The 22,666-nt window shown below is 40.4% G+C and carries 15 protein-coding genes, 1 rRNA gene and 1 pseudogene; 14 read left to right on the forward strand and 3 right to left on the reverse strand.

What is annotated here, in order from left to right; translation table 11 throughout:
* Positions 1 to 12: 12 nt before the first annotated feature.
* From M2444_RS24185 to rrf, 5 genes are all read left to right on the forward strand, one after another.
* Positions 13 to 1,491: a TniQ family protein gene (locus tag M2444_RS24185; RefSeq protein ID WP_094873095.1), complete on the forward strand. Its 1,479-nt coding sequence runs from the start codon at positions 13 to 15 to the stop codon at positions 1,489 to 1,491.
* Positions 1,492 to 1,833: 342 nt separating this feature from the next.
* Positions 1,834 to 2,985 (forward strand): tyrosine-type recombinase/integrase, encoded by a 1,152-nt coding sequence (locus M2444_RS24190; protein WP_179281707.1) that lies wholly within the window; start codon positions 1,834 to 1,836, stop codon positions 2,983 to 2,985.
* A gap of 1,092 nt (positions 2,986 to 4,077) precedes the next feature.
* The gene (locus M2444_RS24195; RefSeq protein ID WP_094873092.1) at positions 4,078 to 6,165 is read left to right on the forward strand and encodes an ATP-dependent nuclease; all 2,088 of its coding nucleotides are present in this window, start codon (positions 4,078 to 4,080) and stop codon (positions 6,163 to 6,165) included.
* On the forward strand, positions 6,150 to 7,838 hold the full coding sequence (locus M2444_RS24200) for a UvrD-helicase domain-containing protein (protein ID WP_094875818.1): 1,689 nt from the start codon (positions 6,150 to 6,152) through the stop codon (positions 7,836 to 7,838). Before M2444_RS24195 ends, M2444_RS24200 begins: the two co-directional genes overlap by 16 nt.
* Before the next feature lie 320 nt (positions 7,839 to 8,158).
* Positions 8,159 to 8,271, forward strand: a 5S ribosomal RNA gene (rrf, locus tag M2444_RS33630).
* A gap of 355 nt (positions 8,272 to 8,626) precedes the next feature.
* Here rrf and M2444_RS24205 read toward each other — a convergent pair.
* A pseudogene (locus tag M2444_RS24205) lies at positions 8,627 to 9,253 on the reverse strand (hemolysin family protein); the annotation flags it as partial.
* A 441-nt stretch (positions 9,254 to 9,694) separates the two neighbouring features.
* On the opposite strand from M2444_RS24205, the gene M2444_RS24210 reads away from it, so the two are divergent.
* The 4 genes from M2444_RS24210 to asnB all read left to right on the forward strand — a co-directional run bounded on the left by M2444_RS24210 (position 9,695) and on the right by asnB (position 16,352).
* Complete coding sequence (locus tag M2444_RS24210; RefSeq protein ID WP_094875816.1) at positions 9,695 to 11,698, forward strand: peptidoglycan D,D-transpeptidase FtsI family protein; 2,004 nt, start codon at positions 9,695 to 9,697, stop codon at positions 11,696 to 11,698.
* Between the two features lie 203 nt (positions 11,699 to 11,901).
* Positions 11,902 to 12,954 carry a C39 family peptidase gene (locus M2444_RS24215; protein WP_256989721.1) on the forward strand — a complete coding sequence of 351 codons (1,053 nt, stop codon included), beginning with the start codon at positions 11,902 to 11,904 and terminating at the stop codon, positions 12,952 to 12,954.
* Between the two features lie 21 nt (positions 12,955 to 12,975).
* Positions 12,976 to 14,295, forward strand: a complete 1,320-nt coding sequence (locus M2444_RS24220) for a D-alanyl-D-alanine carboxypeptidase family protein (protein WP_094869058.1) — start codon at positions 12,976 to 12,978, stop codon at positions 14,293 to 14,295.
* Between the two features lie 188 nt (positions 14,296 to 14,483).
* The gene (asnB, locus tag M2444_RS24225; RefSeq protein ID WP_094869059.1) at positions 14,484 to 16,352 is read left to right on the forward strand and encodes an asparagine synthase (glutamine-hydrolyzing); all 1,869 of its coding nucleotides are present in this window, start codon (positions 14,484 to 14,486) and stop codon (positions 16,350 to 16,352) included.
* A 12-nt stretch (positions 16,353 to 16,364) separates the two neighbouring features.
* On the opposite strand, the gene M2444_RS24230 is transcribed toward asnB, so the two are convergent.
* Together M2444_RS24230 and M2444_RS24235 are read right to left on the reverse strand one after the other, a co-directional pair.
* Positions 16,365 to 17,768: a sensor histidine kinase gene (locus tag M2444_RS24230; protein WP_094869060.1), complete on the reverse strand. Its 1,404-nt coding sequence runs from the start codon at positions 17,766 to 17,768 to the stop codon at positions 16,365 to 16,367.
* A complete protein-coding gene (locus tag M2444_RS24235) occupies positions 17,755 to 18,513 on the reverse strand; it encodes a response regulator transcription factor (RefSeq protein ID WP_256989722.1) in 759 nt (252 codons plus the stop codon). Before M2444_RS24235 ends, M2444_RS24230 begins: the two co-directional genes overlap by 14 nt.
* A gap of 211 nt (positions 18,514 to 18,724) precedes the next feature.
* On the opposite strand from M2444_RS24235, the gene M2444_RS24240 reads away from it, so the two are divergent.
* From M2444_RS24240 to M2444_RS24260, 5 genes are all read left to right on the forward strand, one after another.
* Complete coding sequence (locus M2444_RS24240; RefSeq protein WP_256989732.1) at positions 18,725 to 20,089, forward strand: MATE family efflux transporter; 1,365 nt, start codon at positions 18,725 to 18,727, stop codon at positions 20,087 to 20,089.
* 28 nt (positions 20,090 to 20,117) lie between these two features.
* Entirely contained in the window at positions 20,118 to 20,762 is a 645-nt protein-coding gene (locus M2444_RS24245; RefSeq protein WP_179281523.1) for a TVP38/TMEM64 family protein, read from the forward strand.
* Positions 20,763 to 20,819: 57 nt separating this feature from the next.
* The gene (locus tag M2444_RS24250) at positions 20,820 to 21,818 is read left to right on the forward strand and encodes a tagatose 1,6-diphosphate aldolase (protein ID WP_280788248.1); all 999 of its coding nucleotides are present in this window, start codon (positions 20,820 to 20,822) and stop codon (positions 21,816 to 21,818) included.
* 121 nt (positions 21,819 to 21,939) lie between these two features.
* Entirely contained in the window at positions 21,940 to 22,290 is a 351-nt protein-coding gene (locus M2444_RS24255) for a TraX family protein (RefSeq protein ID WP_218832583.1), read from the forward strand.
* Positions 22,205 to 22,660: a conjugal transfer protein TraX gene (locus M2444_RS24260; protein WP_256989723.1), complete on the forward strand. Its 456-nt coding sequence runs from the start codon at positions 22,205 to 22,207 to the stop codon at positions 22,658 to 22,660. The genes M2444_RS24255 and M2444_RS24260 overlap by 86 nt, the downstream gene beginning before the upstream one ends.
* Positions 22,661 to 22,666: the final 6 nt, after the last annotated feature.

The raw sequence follows: 22,666 nt of genomic DNA on the forward strand, positions 1-22,666 counted from the left end.
GGGAGGAACGATATGGTTGCTATATGGAGGAAGGAATGGATCAGGCCATACGAATCGGCTTGGTCCATTTTCGAAAAATTTAGTTATGCTAATGTCATCAATAGATATACCATTCTTAAGGTTGTTGGAAATGATGAAGTAAAATCAATCAAGAATATGCATGTTGGAAACCATTACAGAGATTTGTTAACGCTAAAGGGCTTTGATGAGAAGATATTAGAAAAGTACCTAAATGTGAATTTACATACACATACGAACCATACAATGAACGAACTGCTTCGTCCACTTGGACCAAACTTAGGGAATAGTCAAACTTGGTTTGCTCCACATTTACGATGGTGCCCTAGTTGCCTAAATCATGGTTATCATAGCCTGTTACATCAGTTTACTTTGTTTAAGAACTGTCCTATACATAGTGTAAAGCTTGCTGAGGAATGTCCCGTTTGTAAAGTAAAGATACCTTTTTTATTGAGTGATACTGTTATGGACAAAGCTTTTACTTGTAAGTGCGGCCACAAATATTCAAATCTACACTGGGACCAATGGATTAAGAACTTAACTATTAATGATCATCGTGTATACGATTGGATCAACAAAACTGATCGAGATATAAATAATGATCCAATAATTTATATCCCAAGTCATATTGATTTCGACGTTTTAAACAACCTAAAAAAGAAAGAGTTCGCAGAAGAATTTATAATTAGTAATATGAAGCAAGTTGGAAATATAATGGATGAGTCAGTTCTTTTCGAGGAAATTTTCATAGAGAATCGATTTATTTTTAAAGCAATTGATAAAAAAATCCAAAAATCACTCTGCCTACATAAACTTTGTATAAGGCGTTTGCAGTTACTTTTAAAAGAAGAGGGGGCAGATTTCCCGTCTATTTGTCCTTCTGCTTATTCCTATATATTCTGGAGACAATCGATTCTTGGGTCACCTTATTTTTATGGACATTTAAAAGGACTGAATAATACAGGGAGAGAAAAAAATGACTTTAACGCAATTTCCCCCTTGTATAAAGAAGAATTAAAGCAACTATATATAGCAGCTAAGGATACTCTCGCCCGTGAGATGATAACTGATACCAAACCTCTGAAATGGATTATTAATAAAGCTTCAGCATATTTGTATAGTCAACTCTTTATCAATTGGTTTAACTTCGCAGAAGAGGGTTCTAGTAATATACGAGTTCCTAGGGGAGAAGCTTTGAAAAAAATAATTCAGGAAGGTATGAACTTTGCGTTTGCTATTGAAAGAGACTATCAGGAACAAATCATCATTCGTTTCATTCCAGGAAGCAATCGTCAAATTGGACAAGATCACCAAGAATATGATAAAAATGAATGTAATCGTTTGAATAAAAGAGAGATTAGAATGCGTTCTTATATTCCTTTAGCTGTTTCAATGATGTCATTCGAAAACCAGGAAGCAAAGAAAAGAATGCAAATATATGTGGACCAGTATGTGGCGAAACTAAAATTATAGTGAGGTATCAATGATGACTTCTAAGAATTGAAGGAGGTTCACGGATATGAGAACAATCGTTATCTCAAATACCGAATAGCCATGGATATTATCGAACTTTTATGGAGTTTGTTTGATTAATTACGATTCAAAATGTGACAAGCTTGGAGAATATATTGATGAATGTCATTCATTTTTAGAATTTGTTTGGGAAATCCAACGTTTGACGAAAAATCTCGAGAGTCAGGGCAACAGGTGGAAATCATGATGGTTTTGACGATTAATAGGCAAAATGCAAGTATACGTGGTTCAGTATGTGGCGAAACTAAAATTATAGTGAGTTACATACAAAGGAGAATCCTGATGAAAAAAAATAAAATCCTGGCATCAATGAATCGATATGGTCATAATAAAGACGAAGCCAATATGGAGATATATCGCGAAGAAATAGCAAAAGATCGTTGGGATGTTCGTAATCTTGGGATACCTTTTAATACGACAAGAGCAGAATACTTTCTGACTTTTGAGAAAATAGATATTACATTTAGAGAGCTTATCAAAAAATATATACAGCATCGCTTGTTTGTTCAAGATTCAATAAAGTTCTCTACTGCTCGAAGTGAGGTTATGACGTTAGTTCCCTTCATAAAATTCATTGTGCTAAAAAATCCACACTGGGTAGATCTTAAGTCTCTTACACGAAATGATATTTGTGAATACTTTGAAAGTCTCAAAAACTCACCAATGAAAGGAAACAAATCCTCAAATTATAGAGTAAAGAAGCCCACTGATTATTTCATTTGGCGTATGATTGGTGGATTAGAGAATTTCCTTTATTATCTGCAACGATATGAGTGGGTAGAAGCACCAGGGGTACCAATCAGAAAATTGATTTATCAAGAAGATCGCCCAAAACTTAAACCGAAGAATGATGAGGATTATAAGCATGTGTCCGATTATGTTTGGGAACAGATTTTGGCAAACCTTGACCTTCTTGATGATCAGTATGCAACTATCCTTTTATTAATGGAAGCATCTGGATTCCGTTTAATTGACATCTTAAACTCGAATCAAGATTGTTTGATAGAAATTAATGATCAATACTGGGTACGGTCTGGTAGAAAAAACTCCAGATATGAATTTCCAATGGTACCTATTCAAAAGGATCTCGCAGAGTTAATGAAAACATATAGGAATAAAGTAAAAGAATTACTGGGAAAAGATCACCCTAATAAATTATTATTTATACGTTATAAAGGGAATAAGGGAGTTGGAAAACAAATTCTACAACTATCCTTTTTAAGGAGTCTAGATAGATTTGCAGAAAGAGCAAATATCACAGACGAGTCTGGAAATGTTTTTCATTTTACAGCCAATGGCTTCAAACATCGTTTCGGTTTGAAATTGATGAAAGCAGGATTAAATATGGCTCAAGTTCATCAGATGATTTCAAATGTCACCTCAGAAATGCCAATGATCTATGCAAGGAAAATTCAAAAAGAAATGCAAAGCTAAGAAAGACTGATCTTCAACTGTAGACTGACACAAATTACCCTACCATATAAACCTTGATTTCACGGTTTTTTTTGGTATTTGGTAGGGAACTTTGTGTCGAAAATTTGTGACACAAATTTCCCTACTCGATTAGAGAATGACACAAAACCACCTACTTGTTAGGAGTAATGACACAAATTTCCCTACTCGATCGGAGGGGCGAATAAAGTTTTTCACTTGGAATAGGATTTAAATACTCTTTGTGAAGATTCTGTTATTGTAGATGGAACATTCATAACTCTAATTTTATAGTGCACTTCTTTTAAATGATGTTGATTTACTCTTTATTTCAGTAATTTGATAATTTATTTTATAGTGGTTTCGATGATTGAGTATACGTATGATTAATAATGTGGACCGAAGTAGACCGGCGAGAATGCAATCAAGACAATACATTTGTATTTTTTATAATATATGAAGGACTGCTTAGTATCGCTATAAAAGAAAAGTGATTAACTACGGCGGCATTGCTAATTTGGCTATTGCTGTCGTTATTTTTTTTCACTCACTTGCCAAGGGAAGGTGAATGGGATTCCTCTTAAATCAACTATTGTTTTAGTAATTCTACTATATATTGCATAATTTTGAATCCATCGACATCCCCAGACTAGTACTTTATTTTTATAAACTCTGATATTACAACAACATTTATTTACATTCGATAAAAATAGTGGAAATTCGACACGCTAAAAACATCGTCAGACTTTGCTGACGATGTTTTGTTGTTATAACTACATAAAGATCCTCCCTTATGGGACTAAAGTTCGACAAAAAGGAGGTATATTCTTCCTTAATGAAGAATGTTTGAGTATGGAAGATGCTATCAGAGGGAACTAACATGAAATGATTAATAGATCCAAACAAAGATCTAGGAGTATCAACTACATCTAAAGTAGTTTTATTCTGAAATACCAGCAATATAGAAAGCTAACAGATGGGACATTATTTACATTTACGAATTTGGATATAGAGGATCAATGATTTTGTTCCACCTACATTACTACATAGAATAAATTTTTAACATAATATCATCTTATAATTAGGAGAATGAGTATGTATATTTCGAGTATTTCTATCGAGAACTTCCGAAACTTTAAGAGTAGTACATCTATAAACTTTAACGAGGGTATGAATGTAATTATAGGCCATAACAATTCTGGCAAATCAAATTTACTTAAAGCCTTAGAACTAGTTCTTAGTGTGAATTCACCTAAAAGGCTCTGTGTGGATGATTTTAACAAGGAAGTCACAGTTGATGATCTTAAGAAAAACTCCCCCAGAGTAACAATTTCAGTGATATTTACCGAATCCAAAAATGAAGATGAATTTTCAGAAGATTTAGTCACAGTAGCGAACTGGCTTATCGAGTTAAAAGAGCCTTATCAAGCAAAGTTGACTTACTCTTTTTATTTACCAGAAAAAGAAGAAGAAGAATATATTAATGCGATGAAATCTGAAAGCTCGATAAACATAGAAGACTACTGGCTCCTTATAAAACATAAGTTTTTAAGGAAGTATAAGTCTAATGTATACGGCGGGGATATTTTACTAAAGCAACTCGCTGACACAGAATCATTAAATAAAATTGATTTTCAGTTCATAGACGCAATTCGTGATGTTGAACGTGATTTATTTACTGGAAAAAACACTCTATTAAGAGATGTTATTGATTTTTTTATGGATTATGGAATAAAAAATAATGACCAAAAAAATAAAGATAAGAAAACACAACAAGAAGAAATCGAAAAATTAAAAAAAGACTTTTCTGTTAATGCAGCTGCTCTAATTAAAACCCTACAAGATCGAATGGAACATGGAAAAATCGAGATGTTAAGTTACGCCAAGGATACAGGAGCTTCTTTTGGTAATGCTGTGCCTGATTTTGATGGGAATATTTTAGATTCTGAACTTTATTCAGCTCTTAGATTAATTGTGAAATACGAAACTGGAATAACAATACCTGCCACTCACAATGGTTTGGGTTATAATAATCTGATTTATATGTCCTTGCTACTTGCTAAGATGCAAAAAGATGCTTCCGGTGATTATTTGGGAAGTAACGCTAAGACATTTCCTATTTTAGTAATTGAAGAACCTGAAGCTCATTTACATCCAGCAATGCAATATAAATTTTTAAAGTTTCTTAGGGAAAATGGTAAAAGTAAAGCAAGACAGATTATTATAACAACACATTCACCAAACATAACTTCAGCGGTTTCTTTAGATGAAATAATGTGCTTCCATCGAACTGATAAAAACCAACTGAATATTGCCTATTTGGGAAGAATTTTTGAGAACGATCCCAAAGGTAAAGCTTACATAGAAAGATTCTTGGATACAACTAAATCTGATATGTTGTTTGCAAAATCAGTGATTTTTGTTGAGGGACTAGCAGAACAATTAACAATGTCTATATTTGCTAAATATATTGGCCATGATTTAGAAGGTGATCACGTAGCTGTAATAAATGTTAATGGAAGATATTTCGATCACTTTCTCAAGCTTTTTGATACAAACCAAAAATTCACTCTACATAAAAAGGTAGCTTGTATTACAGATTTAGACCCTGTGAGAATAGAACTCAAAAACATATCAACAAGTTTTAGTGATGATTTGGATAAAAGTAATTTGGATGATGATACCAAATGCTTCCCTTTTGAATTGTATACAGATCCAGATAAATATAGATACTCCTCTTGTACTAATTCGTTAGTATATCAAGTTCAACCTTATAACATCCGTTGTTTTTCCCAGCAAATCGATCAAGGGAAAACCTTCGAATATTCTTTATGTTTTGAGAATCCTGGTTGTTCTTTAATTCTAAATAAAAACATGACAAATTATAAAGAACTCGTCGATTTATTTAATTTATTTAATACTGAAAAACCATTTGAGTCTATTCTAGAAAGGCTAGGAAAAAGAGGAGGATTACGTGCACGAATTACCGATGGTATTGATAAAAATACTGGGACTCAGAAAAAAGAACATGTTCTCGCTGCCAGATACCTTAGCTCTGTCAGTAAGGGGGAGAATGCTTATGAACTGGCATACAATATGAATCAAAATTTAGAAAGTGCTAATAAGATACCTTTTCAAGTTCCTCAATACATAAAGGATGCGATCGTATGGATTTCGAATTAATATCTGCCGACTCTACAATTCCAATTGAAACTCACTTTAAAGTCGTAGCAGGGCCCGGGGCTGGTAAAACAAGATTTCTAATAAACCATATTCAGAATATACTGCATCAATCTCAGCGACTAGGTCGAAATAAAAAAATAGCATGTATTACCTATACTAATACTGGCGTAGAAACTATTTTAAAAAGACTCCCTAATGGGCATGATCACGTCGAAGTATGTACTATTCATAGTTTTTTATTTCTGCATGTAGTAAAGCCATTCTTATCTTTAGTTAGTAAGAAACATAATATTAATATTCATAAAGTTAAGGGACCTAGTGAACACTTAATATCAGGTTTTTTTAAACAAAGTGGATTGGAATATAGATACAGACTATCTAACGTTGAAGTAACAAAGGAATCCTTTTGGTTTATTGATAATGATAATGTTTGTAAGCTTCACATCAAAGGCAGAAAAGCAGACATGCACGAAAACCTGTATAGATACAAACAGATGTTTTGGGAAAAGGGAATCCTTCATTATGAAGACATTCTAGCCCTATCATGGGAAATAATGATTTTAAATCCAGATGTTTTAAGAGTCATTCGTTCTAAATTCCCATATATTTTTATTGATGAGTTTCAAGACACATCTCCTATACAAACAAAAATCATAAAACTGATTGCAGAAAAAGAAACGATTATTGGAGTTATTGGAGATTCAGCTCAATCAATTTACAGTTTTCAAGGTTCTGATATTATACAATTTGAGGAATTCAATCTAGAAAACAATGTAAACTACAAGATGGAAGACAACCATAGAAGTACAGTACAGATCATAGATTTGTTAAATTCAATTCGACCTAATATTTTTCAAAAAAGCCCTAATAATAAACAAGGGAATTTGCCGACTATTCTTATCGGGCACCCCTTGAACGCAGTAAAATATATTGAAGATTCACTCAATCTCAATAGTGAAGAAGAACTTTATACACTCTCTTTTTCTAATAAAAGGGCTAATTCTATAAGAGATAAGATAGATTATACGGACAATATCAGATCCGAAACACTCGAATCTATTTTCACCAATAATGATAGCTCTAATGAACGAAGAAAAATCATAGTTCCCATTATTAAAGCAATAGAATATGCACGCCTTTCCAACTTTAAAAAAGCAATTCAGGAGATAAATAAGATTTCCAATCAAATAATCAATGAAAGAAAAGGATTGGAGATCATCCAGCAATTATTAACTGACTATAGCAAATTTAATGATCAACCAATCCAAAAACTATATGAGAAAATTTTGACTCTAAGCATCAATATACCTGTTATTTCCAAAAGGGAAATTCCAACAAAAATAGAGGAGTTCTATAAAAATAAGAAGTATTCAGAACTCGCTTTATTAATATCAAGCCAAGACATTGTTGGTAAAGATCGAACCATACATCAGGCAAAGGGAAATGAATTTGAGAATGTATTAGTGAATATTCTTCCGCATAAGCAAAATTACTCAGAAAAGAGAGAATTGGGATTTCTTTTAAATCCTGATGTGATTTCAAAAGAAGACCACCGAGTTTATTATGTGGCTGCAAGCAGAGCAAAGTCTAATCTGTTTTTTTGTGTACCAAGTTTGTCTCTAAATGCTACAAAAAAACTAAGCAAACTTTGCAAAATCCATCCTCTAACATAAGTCTTAGTAAATGCATTTACAAATTGTTGTCTAGCGATCGGACCGTAGTTAACCCTCATAAGCATACCATTCTAAGCGTGAGTCACTCCTTACGAGCAGGTAAGACCCCTTGAAGACCGACGAGGTAGATAGCTTGGAGGTGGAAGTGCGGCAATGCATGGAGCAACCAATACTAATCGCACTATGGCTTATCCAAAAAATAAAACACAGATTTGTTTAGGATTCAGTTTTCAGGTGATTACGCCTGTACACACCGAAATTCATTTAAACATCCGTGATGAACCCAATTTCTAGCGACAGGTCTGTTTCACAGACGCATGTTTGGTGGCATAGCAGAGGGGTTCCACGCGTACCCATCCCGAACACGACCTTTTTAGCCTTCCACCGCCGGTGGTACTTGGCGAAAGGACTTGAGACTAGATCGACGCCAAGCTAATCTAAAGCATCTCCTTAAGGTGATGCTTTTTTGTTTTAATGTTCGAAGTAAGGTGAAAAGTACAAATCATAATGTTGTCATCTACTATAAAACCTAGAAAGTGTCTGAAGACAAGAAATTGGTCTCTTTGCCGATTTGATATTAAGCAAAATAGGATGTGATAAAGTATTTAGAAAGTTTAGTCGTTTTTTTTCAGTCTGTTATGACAGAGGCAGAGAATTTAGAGGCTGTCATTGTTACCTTAAAGAAATTGACCTTTGAAAGTGAGAGTAGAATTTATCTAGTCTGTGGGAGCTACGGTGGTTTTGTTTCTACGATTGTGGGAGCCAGAAGAAGAGATAAGATTAAGGAAGTGGTTTTGATATTCCAGCTTAGTTTCATTCAGCTCACCGCCTTCGAAACTTTGGGCCATAATGATCCGCACTTCTTCTTCCGAGTAATGCTCTTCATGCCCGACAGGTTTGACTCCAAACAGACGAAGAATTACCCGCGATGTTCCATTCAACGCCACAATAAAAGGATGCATGATTTTGCCGAACCAATACAGCGGAGGTGAGAGAAGCAGCGTCAGCTTCTCGGCGAACTGGATGGCAAGCGTCTTCGGCGCCATCTCCCCGACAACCACATGTAGAAAGGTAACAAAAATAAATGCAATCGCATAGGACGCTACGGAAGCGCTCGCTTCGGATAAATTAAATAAATCGAAAACCGGATACAAAATACGTTCTACTGTGGGCTTGCCAATAGCTCCAAGTCCTAGAGCTGTAACTGTAATCCCGAGCTGACACGCGGATAGATAATAATCCAGATCACCGACGACTTTTTTAGCAATAATAGCCTTTTTATTTCCTTCATCAATCAATTGTTCTATCCGTGACATTCGGATTTTAACGGCAGCAAATTCCGATGCTACAAAAAAAGCTGTCAATACAATTAACACTGCAAGAATAAATAAATTCATGATCGTTATTAAGTCCAATCCTTCCCATCTCAAAGAGGGACTCACCTCCAAATTGTAGTCAGATTACACTTCTTAATCCGCTAATGGGTTTAACAAAAGTACCGTCTGAGGCGGATCAATTCAGGAGCACAATCCATTTGCAAAATCGCCTTCCCATTATTGTTCAGCCCCCCCTCGAAATATATACGAAGGAGTATAACATAAAAGCACTTAAACCATCCAGTTGTACGTCATGGTTTGGTAAGTCGGGTGATCTCTCACTCTTCTCTTATTCCCCCAAGAAAAGATGTTGTAATACTTTCTTCACAAGATCTTCAAATCCATCTCCTACTATTGTAAATAGAGGTTAGTTATTTAGGCCAACTAAGGAGGTGGAAAGATAGTTTTACTATGGACTTTAAGAGCTGTCCTGACCTCACCTAAGCTTCATGAAACTCTATACTATAGTGAGGAAATGTGATGACAAAGTTTAATTTCAGCATAAAGAAAAATTCAAATCCCAAGAATCATCTGCATCTACGTATTAATATTTTCTTTTTTGGCGTATTCATAATCTTTTCAATTCTACTCATTCAATTGACAGTTCTACAATTTGTGGAAGGACCTGTAATGGCTGAGCAAGAGAATATCAGTGTAACAAGGACGGCTCCTTTACTCCCTGTTCGTGGGACGATATATGATTCTACTGGGCAAACGAAGCTGGCTTATTCTGAACCCTCGTACTCCTTGTATATTACTTTATTTAAGAACTATAGTGAACAGAGCGGAGGGTCACCAAACCCTAATCGAAAAGAGATTTTGGAGTTAGCAGAGAAACTGAGTAAAGTCTTCCAGCAGTTAAAAAATATAAACACCGCTGATTATAGTGTAGAACAAATTATCGAAGCTATGGACTTAGAGTATAAACAGGCCCTTGGCTATACTCCCAGACTCATAAAAAGCGGACTTTCGAATCAAGAAGTAGCTTATTTTATGGAGAATAAAATGGAATATCCCGGTGTGTCAGTCGTAGAAGAGACGATCAGAAAATACGACCCGGATACAATAGCCGTTCAGGCGATCGGATATCTGAAATCCTTCAAAACATCAAAGACCACTGTCAAGTATAAAGAACTCGATAGATTGAATGCCGAACAAACGGATCCTGGACTGATCTACTCTGAACTCGAAGATGTAGGCGTATCAGGACTGGAAATGCAGTATCAGGATTTGCTGCGCGGAAAAAATGGTTTTAAGCAAATTGCTATTAATGCCGTTAATTTGCCGGAAGAGGGTTCGCTGCCTGTTACACAACCGCCGATCAAAGGATACGATCTCGTCTCCACTCTTAATAAAACAGTTCAAATGAAGACTGAACAAGCTATCATAGATCAGTTGCAATGGTTGCAGCGAACGCCCGTATCCGGGAAGCTCCACCCCAACGCGAAGACGGGCTATGCAGTTGCCATGGAGGTGGAAACCGGAAACATAATCGCTATGGCAAGTATGCCAGATTATGATCCTAATGCCCCTTGGGATTATGAGAAGATCAAGTATATTTATCGCAATGGAACAGTGGAGTCTTTTCCACCAAATGATTCAGGACAGCATCCTGAATCCACTGTGCTCCTAGGTTCAACGATAAAACCGCTCAGTGTTCTAATCGGACTTAATGAAGGCTTAATCACACCAGGTACTACGTATATGGATCAAGGATATGCTGAATTCGGTAGGGATAATTCAAGAGTCCGTAATTCGGGAGGCAAAGCTTTTGGCTTGTTGACTCCTGTAACTGCAATTAAGAATTCATCCAATGCATTTATGGTTGACTTAATTGGCGAACAATTGTGGAGGAAATACGCAGATCAGTCAGTGGAAGTCTGGGATAAATATATGAAAGAATTCGGTCTAGGAGTGGAAACCGGGGTAGATTTGCCGCGAGAGTTTAGAGGACGAATTGAATATAACCAGAAAAACCAATCTCAGCTTTCAAGTATGGCTTTCGCTTCGTTCGGGCAGCAGGGTAAATATACAGCGTTGCAACTTGCACAATATACAGTGATGCTTGCCAACAAAGGTAAACGAATGGAGCCTCATCTCGTTAAAGAAATCCGAGATACTAACGGAAGTGTCATTCAAACCATTGAGCCGAAAATCTTAAACGAGGTTTCGTACGAAGATGAGTTATGGCAAACGATTCACCGTGGAATGGCTACGAATGTAGACAGCGCATTTCAAGGGTTTCCTTATGATTTCGCCAGAAAGACCGGAACATCCCAACAAACGATTTATAAGAATGGTCAAGCTATAAATGTGGAGAACGGAGTTTTCATCGCCTTTGCACCAAGAGAAAATCCGAAGCTTGTAGTTGCTGTTGTCGTTCCTGAAGGTGGTTACGGTTCACAAAGTGCAGCTCCCATTGCACGGAAAATTTTTGATGCTTATGATGCGGTGTTCGGATTAACTATGTCGCCACAAAGTTGACCAGTGATCTGAAAGACCTCAAGATAAGAACACAAATGCAGACTCTTTATGAAAACCGCGTAAATCGCGGTTTTTTTATTACTAAAAATCACTCGGGCTCCCCCCGGAAAAGATGTTGTAATAATTCCTTCACAATATCTACAAAGTCCATCGTTACCCTTAGAGATGTACGCTCATTACACTGCAAAGATAGGTGGTTTTGATTGCCAAAACAAAATAAGAACAAGGCTTGGTTACAGCATTTCATGTTAGTGTTAATCGTCTTAATCGCAGTTATCGTAACTGAACGTTTGCTTCAACCCAAAGAGCTTGTTATGCCGCAAAGCGAATCTTCATATGTGAATGAATTAGAGAAAGAAGCAGACAACACTTTTGCTGTGTATAGCGGGTCTACATTTGTAAACAGCTATACTACGCTAGGAGAAGCTATTAATTATGCTGAATCCACTCGATTAGCATCAGTCCGAGAAAAGGGATCTAATGCTTTACTGTGGAACAATTACCGTCCGTATTTGGTATACCAGAGTGAAATACTTGTGGCTGATTTTTCAGAATACGCAGAGGCTGTACAGTTCGCCAGAGGTAATCTGGGAACTCGTGTGTACCATGTCAGCAGTGAAAAGACAATATGGACCCTACAACCATTGCCGGCTCAGGTCCAGCCCCTTGATGCCGTACTAGTTAACCAAATGCCGGAGCTGCCGCGGGGTTGTGAGGTGACGAGTCTTGCGATGCTACTAAAACATGCTGGAATCGAGGCGGATAAAATGATACTTGCAAAACAAATTCGCAAAGATCCGACACCGTATTCCAAGATTAATGGTTCAGTTACATTTGGCAATCCTTACGATGGCTTTGTCGGCGATATGTACTCCTATGATAATCCGGGATACGGCGTCTACCACGGGCCGATTAAAGATCTGGCTGAGATGTATTTGCCTGGGCAGATCATTGATATGACTGGCAGCAGCTTTGACGATATGCTGGTTACTCTCACTCAAGGGAAGCCTGTGTGGGTTATAGCCAATACTTATTTCACTTCGTTGCCTATTGAGATGTTTGAAGAGTGGGATACCCCAAGTGGTCCAATCAAGATTACCTACAAAGAGCATTCCGTGCTCCTAACGGGCTATGATGAACGCTACATTTACTTCAATGACCCTTTGACCGAAGTGATTAACCGTAAAGTGAAGATCAACTCGTTTCGTGAAGCATGGGAGCAAATGGGCAGACAAGCCATTACTTATTCGAATTGAGACTAAAGGAGTGTACATCAAGTGTTAACCTCAAAAATTAAAACATACGTGATCCCAGCTCTAGTGTTTGTCAGCTTATGGGCAGCCTTTTACACAGGACCCTACGCCGTTGTATCAGCTAACGCCCATACACCCGCACCTGTCCGAAGTCTATCGCTACAGGCCAAATCGGCCATCCTTCTTGAAGTAGAGACAGGACAGATCTTATACCAGGCGAACGCAGATATCGCCTATCCGCCAGCCAGCATGTCTAAGATGATGACGGAGTACATCGTGCTTTCCGAAATCAAGGGCGGACGGTTAAACTGGGAGGATCAGGTGGCCGTTTCAAAAAGAGCCCAGGATACTGTGGGATCCAAGGTGTTTCTAGCGGAAGGCGATACACATACCGTTAGAGAATTGTTTACGGCAAAGGCAGTGGGGTCGGCTAATGATGCGTCAATCGCACTGGCTGAACATATTGCCGGCAGTGAAGAAGCCTTCGCCATGAGAATGAACGTTACTGCAAAAGAACTTCAGTTAACCAATGCCCACTTTATTAATGCCACCGGTTTAGGCAGGGGGGATATGAGCGAAGAATACCGTCCCACAGAAATTGAAGGTGAGACCGTGATGTCCGCACGTGATGCCGCCTATCTGGCATTGGCCATACAGCGCGAGCATCCCGATTTTTTCGAAATCTCCAGCCTTCCTTCATACCAGTTCAAGGCACGTGATGCCCAGCCGATCATTAACTACAACTGGATGCTGGAGGGGAATTCTTCCATAACCTCACTTAAAAACTATGCTTACGAGGGTCTGGACGGTATGAAGACAGGTTACACAGATCAAGCGGGTTATTGTTTTACGGGCACCGCCGAGCGGAATGGTATGCGGCTAATTAGCGTTGTCATGGGAACAGCTTCTGAGTCCATGCGTTTTGTTCAGACTCGGAAACTGCTCGATTATGGATTTGGCCAGTTCGAACGAAAGACGATTCTTGCAGAGAGAACGGTTCTGGAAGGGTTAGAAACCGTAAAAGTATTTAAAGCCAAGGAAAAAGAAGTAGGTCTGGAGACAGAGGAGGACCTAACTCTGATGACCATTAAAGGAACAAACCCTAAATTAACAATAACTGCCGAATTCGTAGATGAAATTGTAAGAACAGCTCCTATTCCAGATGGAACAGTTCTTGGGAAAGCAACAATTACGTATATAGATGAAACAGGTCAAGAGATCAAGTCAGAGATGAATTTGTTGTCTAAAAACCAAGTGGATAAAGCAAGCTGGTTCACTTTGATACTCCGTTCAATCGGAAATTTCTTCAATAACCTAAAGGATTCTTTAATGAATTTATTCTAAATCGGTGTTGTATTCAATAAGAGGATTTCAGCTCTCATTACGTGGTGCTGGAGATCCTCTTTTTTTTATGTCCCGTCCGTGAAGAAATTGTGGAGAATCGTAAGCACAAATGTAATCAAACCATCACGGTTTGTTCAAATACACTCCCTAAAATAAAGAAGAGATAACAAGTTAAGGAGTGCTAATTTATGTGTGGAATTACCGCTGTATATAATCGAAATCAAGTGCCTGTACAAGCCCAGATGCTCAGGCAGATGATAGAAATCATCAATCACCGCGGGCCTAACGACTCCGGTATTCATTTAAATGGGCACGTAGGTCTTGGTTTTCGAAGACTAAGCATCCTTGACCTGGAGCACGGCGCACAGCCGATGCACAATGAACCGGGCGAAATATCCCTTATTTTTAACGGAGAAATTTACAACTACCGGGAGCTGCGTGAATCACTACAGAGAGAGGGACATCACTTTCATACAGAGAGCGATACCGAGGTTATTCTCAGGCTGTATGAAGCCGAGGGTGAACACTTCGTCAAGCGGCTGCGAGGAATGTTTGGACTGGTCATCTGGGATCAGAGACAGCAAATGTTGCTGGTAGCCCGTGACCCTTTCGGAATCAAACCTATTTATTATTCTGAAACACCCAGTGGGTTCATGATTTCCTCAGAAATCAAATCCCTCCTGGCATCAGGTAAGATCGACAGAGAAGTGGATGGGCAAGCCTTCTCCCATTATCTGACCTTTCAGTACGTTCCGGAACCGGCCACTATGTTTAAAGGCATTAATAAGTTGATGGCTGGAAATATGCTTGTTATTAAGCAAGATCAAATATTCATAAAACCTTATTTCAAGGCATCATTTTATGCAGAGGATATTGTTACTTTTCCGGAGTTGGTAGAGGAGACGCGCGCTGTGCTGATGGATTCTGTTCAGATTCACCGGAACAGCGATGTGCCCAGAGGTGCCTTTCTGTCAGGAGGTATTGACTCCAGCAGCTTGGTGGGGATGCTCCAGCGTCTGGAGCCTACCCGAACCTTCTCCGTAGGTTTTGATGTTCCTGGATATAGTGAACTGGAGCTTGCCCGTAAGACGGCAGCGCATCTGGGTACAGAACATTATGAAGTATCGGTAAGCGCTCAAAGCTACCTTGAGGCGCTTCCGCGTATGATTTGGCATATGGATGAACCGGTTGCCGATCCTTCAGCGGCGGGTATTTACTTTGTTTCCGAGCTGGCCAGCAGGTATGTCAAAGTGGTTTTTTCCGGCGAAGGAGCAGACGAATTTTTCGGCGGCTACAATATCTACCGGGAGCCGTTATCCCTTAGAATGTTTAACTATATGCCAGCCGCAATGCGAAAGCTTGCCGGTGCAATTTCGAAGGGAATGCCGGCAGGAATGAAAGGAAAGAGCTTTTTAGAGAGGGGAAGTTTGGAGCTGCAGGAACGCTTCTATGGTAATGCAAAAATATTCCACGATGCTGAAAAGGGAGCAATAATGCCCGATAATCTAGCAAGAACTTTCCAGCGTGCACAAGAAGTGACCTTGCCGCTATATGAAGCTGCTGCTCATTATGACGACATTACTAAGATGCAGCATATTGATATTCATACCTGGCTGCGGGGAAATATCTTAATGAAAGCAGATAAGATGTCGATGGCACATTCTATTGAGCTTCGGGTTCCCTTTGTGGATCCTCGGGTTTTTGATCTCGCATCCCGTATCCCAAGCAAATACAAAGTGAATAAAACAACTACCAAGCTGCTTCTACGGGAAGCAATGAAGGATTTCGTACCTCCGGATGTGCAGAGCCGTAAGAAACTAGGCTTTCCGGTTCCCATCCGCATTTGGCTCAAAAATGAATGGTACCCTTGGGCTAAAGAGGTTATCGGCTCTGCTGATGATATTCCATGGATAACTACAAAACAAGCGTTGGGTATGCTCGAAGATCATCGGGCAGGCAAAGTGGATGCCAGCCGCAAGCTATGGACAATTTTGGTGTTCATCTTATGGCATCAGATGTATATTACTGCTCCAACGACTGTACCTGCTCTGCACTAAAAGAGGTCCGTTTCACGAAATAAGCGGGATGAGCACCTTAAAAGTGGTCCCTGATCCTTCTGTGCTATCCACAGTAATTTGTCCCTGATGCAGCATTACAATTTCTCGTGAGATAGCCAGACCCAGTCCTGTACCACCGGTCGTTCGCGATCTTGATTTTTCAACACGATAAAGGCGTTGCCAAATATGTGGTAGTTCATCCGCAGGAATTCCGATGCCTGTATCCTTGACCATAATAACAGCCTGACCATTACTGGTGCTAGTAGAAACCGTGATTCGCCCGCCGGAAGGGGTATACTTTCGCGCATTTTCAAGCAAGTTAATCACGACTTGCTGAAGGCGCCGTTCATCTCCCTTTACATAGACAGGTGATGAGGAGGGCTGATAATCAAGTTCTATTCCATGCTGTTGTATGGAATCCGACATAAGTTCCAAAGCATTTTGCATGACTTTGTCTACGGACGTTCGATCAATAACCAGTTTAAATGATCCTTGTTCCATGTTTGCTAGTTCGAATAAGTCCTGAACGAGTCTTTGTAACTGAATACTCTGGGTGTAGAGAAGCTGTAAGTACCGCTCCTGATCCTCCTGGTTCTGTACCAATCCATTCTTCAACACCTCTGAGTAGCCTTTCATATACGTTAGCGGTGTGCGAAGCTCATGGGAGATATCTGCTAAAAATTGTCTTCGCTGCTGTTCATAGTGTTGAATATTAGAGGACATCCGATTAATAGCATGGGATAATTGTGCAATTTCATCAGAACCACGAGGCTCCAGTTTCCAATCATAGATGCCTTCAGAAATCCGTTTTGTTATTTTGATCATTCTCAGCAACGGCTGCACCAGCTTCCGGGATACCAGAAGGATAATCAATGCCGATAGGACAAGCACAACTGCAGCGACGCCTATAAATGTATTGTTTAATGTCTTAATCGCTGTTTGAATGGGGACGGTAGGACTGAACATAAAGACTCTGCCAATCGTCTCTCCACTGGAAACAATGTCTGCTTCGGTCACAAAGTTAGGCTCATTCTTCCAATCAGAGTTTAACACCGGGCCATGAAAATCAGCACTCGTGCCATGGATGATGATTCCTTGCAAGTACTCAGGGGGGAGAGAGGCAGTCCCCTCCGAAGAGCCCAGTAAAGCGTTATCCCGGTCCAGTATCAGCAGGAGATTGTCCGTCTTGCTTTCTGTGAGCAGCACATGGTTAATTGTCGTCATATCAAAATGCTCACTTAACACAGCAGCATAACTTTGATTTCGGTGGATCTGTTCGTTCAGCACATCATCTGTGTAGAAGCGGATAAATAACATATAGAGCACACTTTCAATGCAAAAGAGCAGTACCATAAACATTATGACAAGTACAGAGCCAAGTTTCAGAGGAATGCTATTTAATTTAATTTTTCTCATTACAAATATATCCCGTACCCCAGATGGTCTTGATGACGTCATGCCCGGGGATTCCGGCCTGAGATAGCTTCTCCCTTAAATTTTTGATGTGCGTATCGACGGTCCGATCGTCGTTGATGGATCTCGTCTTCCACAGCAGCTCGAGGATATCTTCCCGCTGAAAGATTCGTTCTTTATGGCTCAGAAACAGCTTTAGGATCGAGTATTCCTTTGGGGTCAAAGCAATCTCCATGTCTTGATAGAACACCTGGTGAGTCTTCAAATTCATCTTCAGATCACGGAAGGTTAACTCTGATTTGGCGGGTAAAGTGGAGATTGACTGTACAGGCTTGACTATCATGTGATTCTGCTGCTGTACAAATTCCTGTCTGCGGAAAATAGATTCCATACGGGCGATAAGCTCTTGATGCTCAAAGGGCTTGGTTAAATAATCATCGGCACCGATTTTCAGGCCGACGACTTTATCTACCGTCTCTTCGCGGGCGGTTAGCATGATAATAGGAACGGTTGAAATTTGGCGGATTGCCTTGCATACATCAAACCCATCCATAATCGGCATCATGAGGTCCAGGATCACCAGATCGAAATCTGCTACAGTAATTCGTGACAATGCTTCTTTACCGCCGGCTGCGGATTCGGTGGAATAACCTTCAGCATGCAGATAAAGCTGCAGTAGCTCACGCATAGGAGCTTCATCGTCGATAATTAGTATTTTTTTATGATTTTTGCGGATAAATACGGACACGGCTTGAACCTCCTTTGTTTCTAGTGTACCCTGCATTTTCGAAGAATTTGTGAAGATAATCCTTGTAATCATCATATTTAGTTTTTTTAGAAGCACAAATAATCTAAATATTGTACCACATCACCTTTTGAAAGAATTTCTCTTGACAACAACCCCCCCGGGGGGTTAGTTTTTTGGTATGTATTTATTCCAGAGAGCTTAGAAAGGAACGATTGATGTGGCTAGGATAATAGAAATAACAGACACTACACCAAAAGAAAAAATTAAAATCATTTTGGCGCTCGGTGTACCTGCGATGATTGAAAATCTGCTTCAAACGGTGGTGGGATTTGTGGATACATTGTTTGTATCCAGAATCGGGCTAAATGAGGTTACGGCTGTCGGCGTTTCCAACACGATTTTGAATGTTTACATTGCTATTTTTCTCGCCATCGGTGTCGGAACTTCCTCCATGATAGCCAAACGTGTTGGCGCCGGGAAGATGAAAGAAGCTAAACAAGTTGCTCGTCAATCTACGTGGCTAGCTGTGTATGCCGGAATTTCATTTGGAATTATAACCTTATTTTTCGCTGAGCCGCTACTACGCATTATGGGAGCCGAGCCAGAAGTACTCAACAGCGGCGTCACTTATTTTCGTATTGTTGCCGTACCTTCCATATTTATTTCCTTAATGACTGTGTTCGGCAGTATCTTGCGTTCAGCTGGTGATACCAAAACCCCGATGAAGGTGGGGATCTGGGTAAATGTAATCCACATCGCTCTTGATTACATCCTGATCTTCGGACTAGCCGGCATTCCGGGGATGGGGATTGCCGGAGCGGCGTTAGCCACAGTTCTGGTTCGGATTCTTGGTTCCATTGCACTGTTCCATTACATCCGGAAGTCACAGCTGTCTTTCTCGCTGTTCAAAAAAGACCACAACGAGTTCACTAAACCGCTTCTCAAACTCTCAGGACCAGCAGCTGCAGAACGTCTCATCATGCGTCTGGGACAAGTTTTATACATGGGCCTTATCGTCAGAATCGGAACTGAGGTTTATGCTGCACATACCATTGCCGGTAATATCGAAGTTTTTTCATATATGCCGGGCTATGGGCTGGCCATTGCAGCCACCACCTTAGTTGGACAATACCTGGGAGCAAACCGACACCGGGATGCCTACCAGTTTGGTATATATACTACCGCTGTTGCCGTGGTATTTATGAGCTTCGTCGGTGTTCTCCTGTTTGTATTTGCCCCCTTTGCGGCAGCGTGGTTTACCGGGGATCAATCTGTCATTGAAATGGTGACAACCGCACTTCGAATCGATGCCTTCGCGCAGCCGTTCCTGGCTGTCGGACTCGTCCTTGCAGGTGCACTGCAGGGTGCGGGTGACACCAAGAGCCCCATGTATAGCACCGCCATCGGCATGTGGCTGATCCGGGTCATCGGAGTATACATCTTAGGCATTCAGCTGGATTTGGGCATTGCAGGCATCTGGTTGTCAATCGCTATTGATTTGGCGATTCGTGCAGTATTTTTATTTTTCCGTTTCCGGAAAAAGATTGCTGCGTTTGAAAATGAGGCCGCACATTAAAGCGAGGAGGGGAGGAAGAAAGGAGCGAATGTTTACCCGAAAGATGGCTGCCGTGATCTTCTATCTGGCCTTGCTCGGTTTGATTTACGTCCTGAGGGATGAGCTGCTTCCTTGGCTGGAAAATCTGGATTCTGGAAGCTGGCCCATCATCCTGTTCATCTGTGCAGTGCTCGGAATGGTTCCCGTCATCCCCTTTGCGCTGGTATCTGGCATCCTAGGCATCAAATACGGGCTATGGGGAGGAAGCGGGATGAGTGTGGCAGCATCGACTCTGGCTGCTGTTATTACCTATTGGATTTTTGCCAAAGGAGGTGGGGGGTATCAAAGCCAAAGTTCCAAAACCAAATTGAAGATATGGAATGAGCATATCCAGCAGCGCGCTTTTCTGTTCGTTCTTATCGGGCGGATGCTGCCTTTCATCCCAGCTGCGCTTATCAACGGATATGCAGGCTGGTTTAAACTTCCGTTCGTTCCGTATGTAACCGCAACTGTCCTGGGCAAAATCCCAACGATGCTTGTTTTCGCCTATGTTGGCGTTTCTGCGGTCTCGGGTTCGCAGTATTGGTCACCCGTGCTGCTGATATATGCTGTTTTTTTAGGTGTCGTGTATCTGATATATAGCCGATTATTTCCGAATGCCACGAGCGTTCAACGCTTAGAAAACGAGCAATAAGGTATGTAAATTTAATGCAATCAAAATTTCAAAATCGATGGAGGAACAATCATAACAATTAAGCTTTCAAAAGGTGAATTTGACCGTTTGCTCAAACTCTCCAACGACAATGGATATATTGCTGCTACCGCTATTGATCAAAGAGGCTCCTTATCCAAATCTTTAAGCAAAGCATTGGGAAAGGAAGCATCCTATGAGCAGGTCGCCGAGTTCAAACAGCTGGTTTCCGAAGAGCTTACACCTTATTCGACTGCTATTTTGCTGGACCCTGAGTTTGGCTGGCCAGCAGCAGAAGCCCGTGATGCAGACTGCGGGCTTCTGCTCGCTTATGAGGAAACCGGATATGATGTGACACAAATGGGCCAACTGCCAGATTTATTGCCCCGATCTTCAGCTCTGCGGTATGTCGAGAAGGGAGTAGATGCCGTTAAAATCCTGATGTATTACGATCCGGATGATCTAGAGGAAATCAACGACATTAAACATGTCTTCATCGAACGTGTCGGTGCGGAATGTGCCGCAAATGACATTCCCTTCTTTTTTGAAGCCGTAACATACAGTGACAGCATACCGGACTCAGGAAGCGCCGAGTTTGCCAAAGTCAAACCGGATAAAGTTAAGAAGTATATGCAGGAATTCTCCAAACCGCGTTATAAAATTGATGTGCTGAAGGTTGAAGTTCCGGTAAATATGAAATATGTATCCGGCACGGCAGCCAATACCGGCCATGAGCATGAAGCGGTATATACAAGGCAAGAAGCACTACAGCACTTTAAAGATACAGCAACAATTTCACCTATTCCGTTTATTTATCTAAGTGCGGGAGTCACGAATGAAATATTTCTAGAGACCTTGAAATTTGCCGGGGAAGCGGAAGTCCCTTTTTCAGGAGTACTGTGCGGTCGGGCTACATGGCAGGACGGTATAGAAATATACGGCAAGGAGGGGGTTGAAGCATTACGCAAATGGCTTCAAGAGGAAGGCAAACAGCGAATGATCAAGCTTGATAATATTCTGCGGCAAGTGACCACACCATGGTGGCAGAAACATCCTTGATTGATTTTACCGTCACCCATTAATCTGCTTTGAACCCCGGCAGGTCGTGCAGCAGGCATAGCCTTTCCGCCTGCCGGGTATTATATGGCTTCACGAAACAAGGGAAATGGAGCAGCAAATCATGCAGACAGCAGATGTCTCAGCTATTAAAGTTGTAAATTCGAATACACTTAAGATTATTGCTATATTATCCATGTTCATCGATCACCTATCGGTATGGCTGGTTCCCTCAGGAACCTCACTGGATATTCTGCTTCACACTATTGGCAGACTTGCCGCCCCCATTATTTGTTACCTGATTGCAGAGGGCTTCGCGCATACTTCCAACTTAAAGAAAATTTATGATACGGCTTTTTCTTTTTTCCTTAGTCTCTCATTTTCCATTTGTGCTCTTCTTCGGTCTATCCTGGTGGCAAGGGACCAGTGTGATCTGGGATTTGCTCATGGGGCTGATTGCACTGTCTATCTGTAAAAATCCCAAGATCCCCTTATGGGGACAGATCTCTTCGGTTGCGGTATGCTGCCTGCTCGCATGGACGGCAGATTGGAATTACATCGGAGTCTTATGGGTCGTGTGTTTTGGTTTGTTCAGAACACGCTTCAGTCTGCAAATGTTTGGCTTTGCACTAATTGGAACTTCCCTTTACATTATTCCAGGCCTTTCGGCATCAGGTTCAACGAGCATCTTCCGTTTCGGCATTCTGCTGGCGATTCCGCTCTTTGCTTTGTACAACGGAACCCGCGGCCGAAAATCCAATCTGATCAAGTATGGATTCTATATATTTTACCCGCTCCATCTAATAGTGCTGTATCTGTTTCGTTATATTTTATTTGAATCATAGATTAAG

Origin of the sequence: Paenibacillus sp. PastF-3, assembly GCF_029893135.1 — a bacterium.
Taxonomy (GTDB): domain Bacteria; phylum Bacillota; class Bacilli; order Paenibacillales; family Paenibacillaceae; genus Paenibacillus_AQ; species Paenibacillus_AQ nitricinens.

Coding starts and splice junctions, on each gene's coding strand:
- M2444_RS24185 (WP_094873095.1), top strand. CDS start 13: ATGGTTGCTATATGGAGGAAGGAATGGATCAGGCCATACGAATCGGCT.
- M2444_RS24190 (WP_179281707.1), top strand. CDS start 1,834: ATGAAAAAAAATAAAATCCTGGCATCAATGAATCGATATGGTCATAAT.
- M2444_RS24195 (WP_094873092.1), top strand. CDS start 4,078: ATGTATATTTCGAGTATTTCTATCGAGAACTTCCGAAACTTTAAGAGT.
- M2444_RS24200 (WP_094875818.1), top strand. CDS start 6,150: ATGGATTTCGAATTAATATCTGCCGACTCTACAATTCCAATTGAAACT.
- M2444_RS24210 (WP_094875816.1), top strand. CDS start 9,695: ATGACAAAGTTTAATTTCAGCATAAAGAAAAATTCAAATCCCAAGAAT.
- asnB (WP_094869059.1), top strand. CDS start 14,484: ATGTGTGGAATTACCGCTGTATATAATCGAAATCAAGTGCCTGTACAA.
- M2444_RS24230 (WP_094869060.1), bottom strand. CDS start 17,768: ATGAGAAAAATTAAATTAAATAGCATTCCTCTGAAACTTGGCTCTGTA.
- M2444_RS24245 (WP_179281523.1), top strand. CDS start 20,118: ATGTTTACCCGAAAGATGGCTGCCGTGATCTTCTATCTGGCCTTGCTC.
- M2444_RS24255 (WP_218832583.1), top strand. CDS start 21,940: ATGCAGACAGCAGATGTCTCAGCTATTAAAGTTGTAAATTCGAATACA.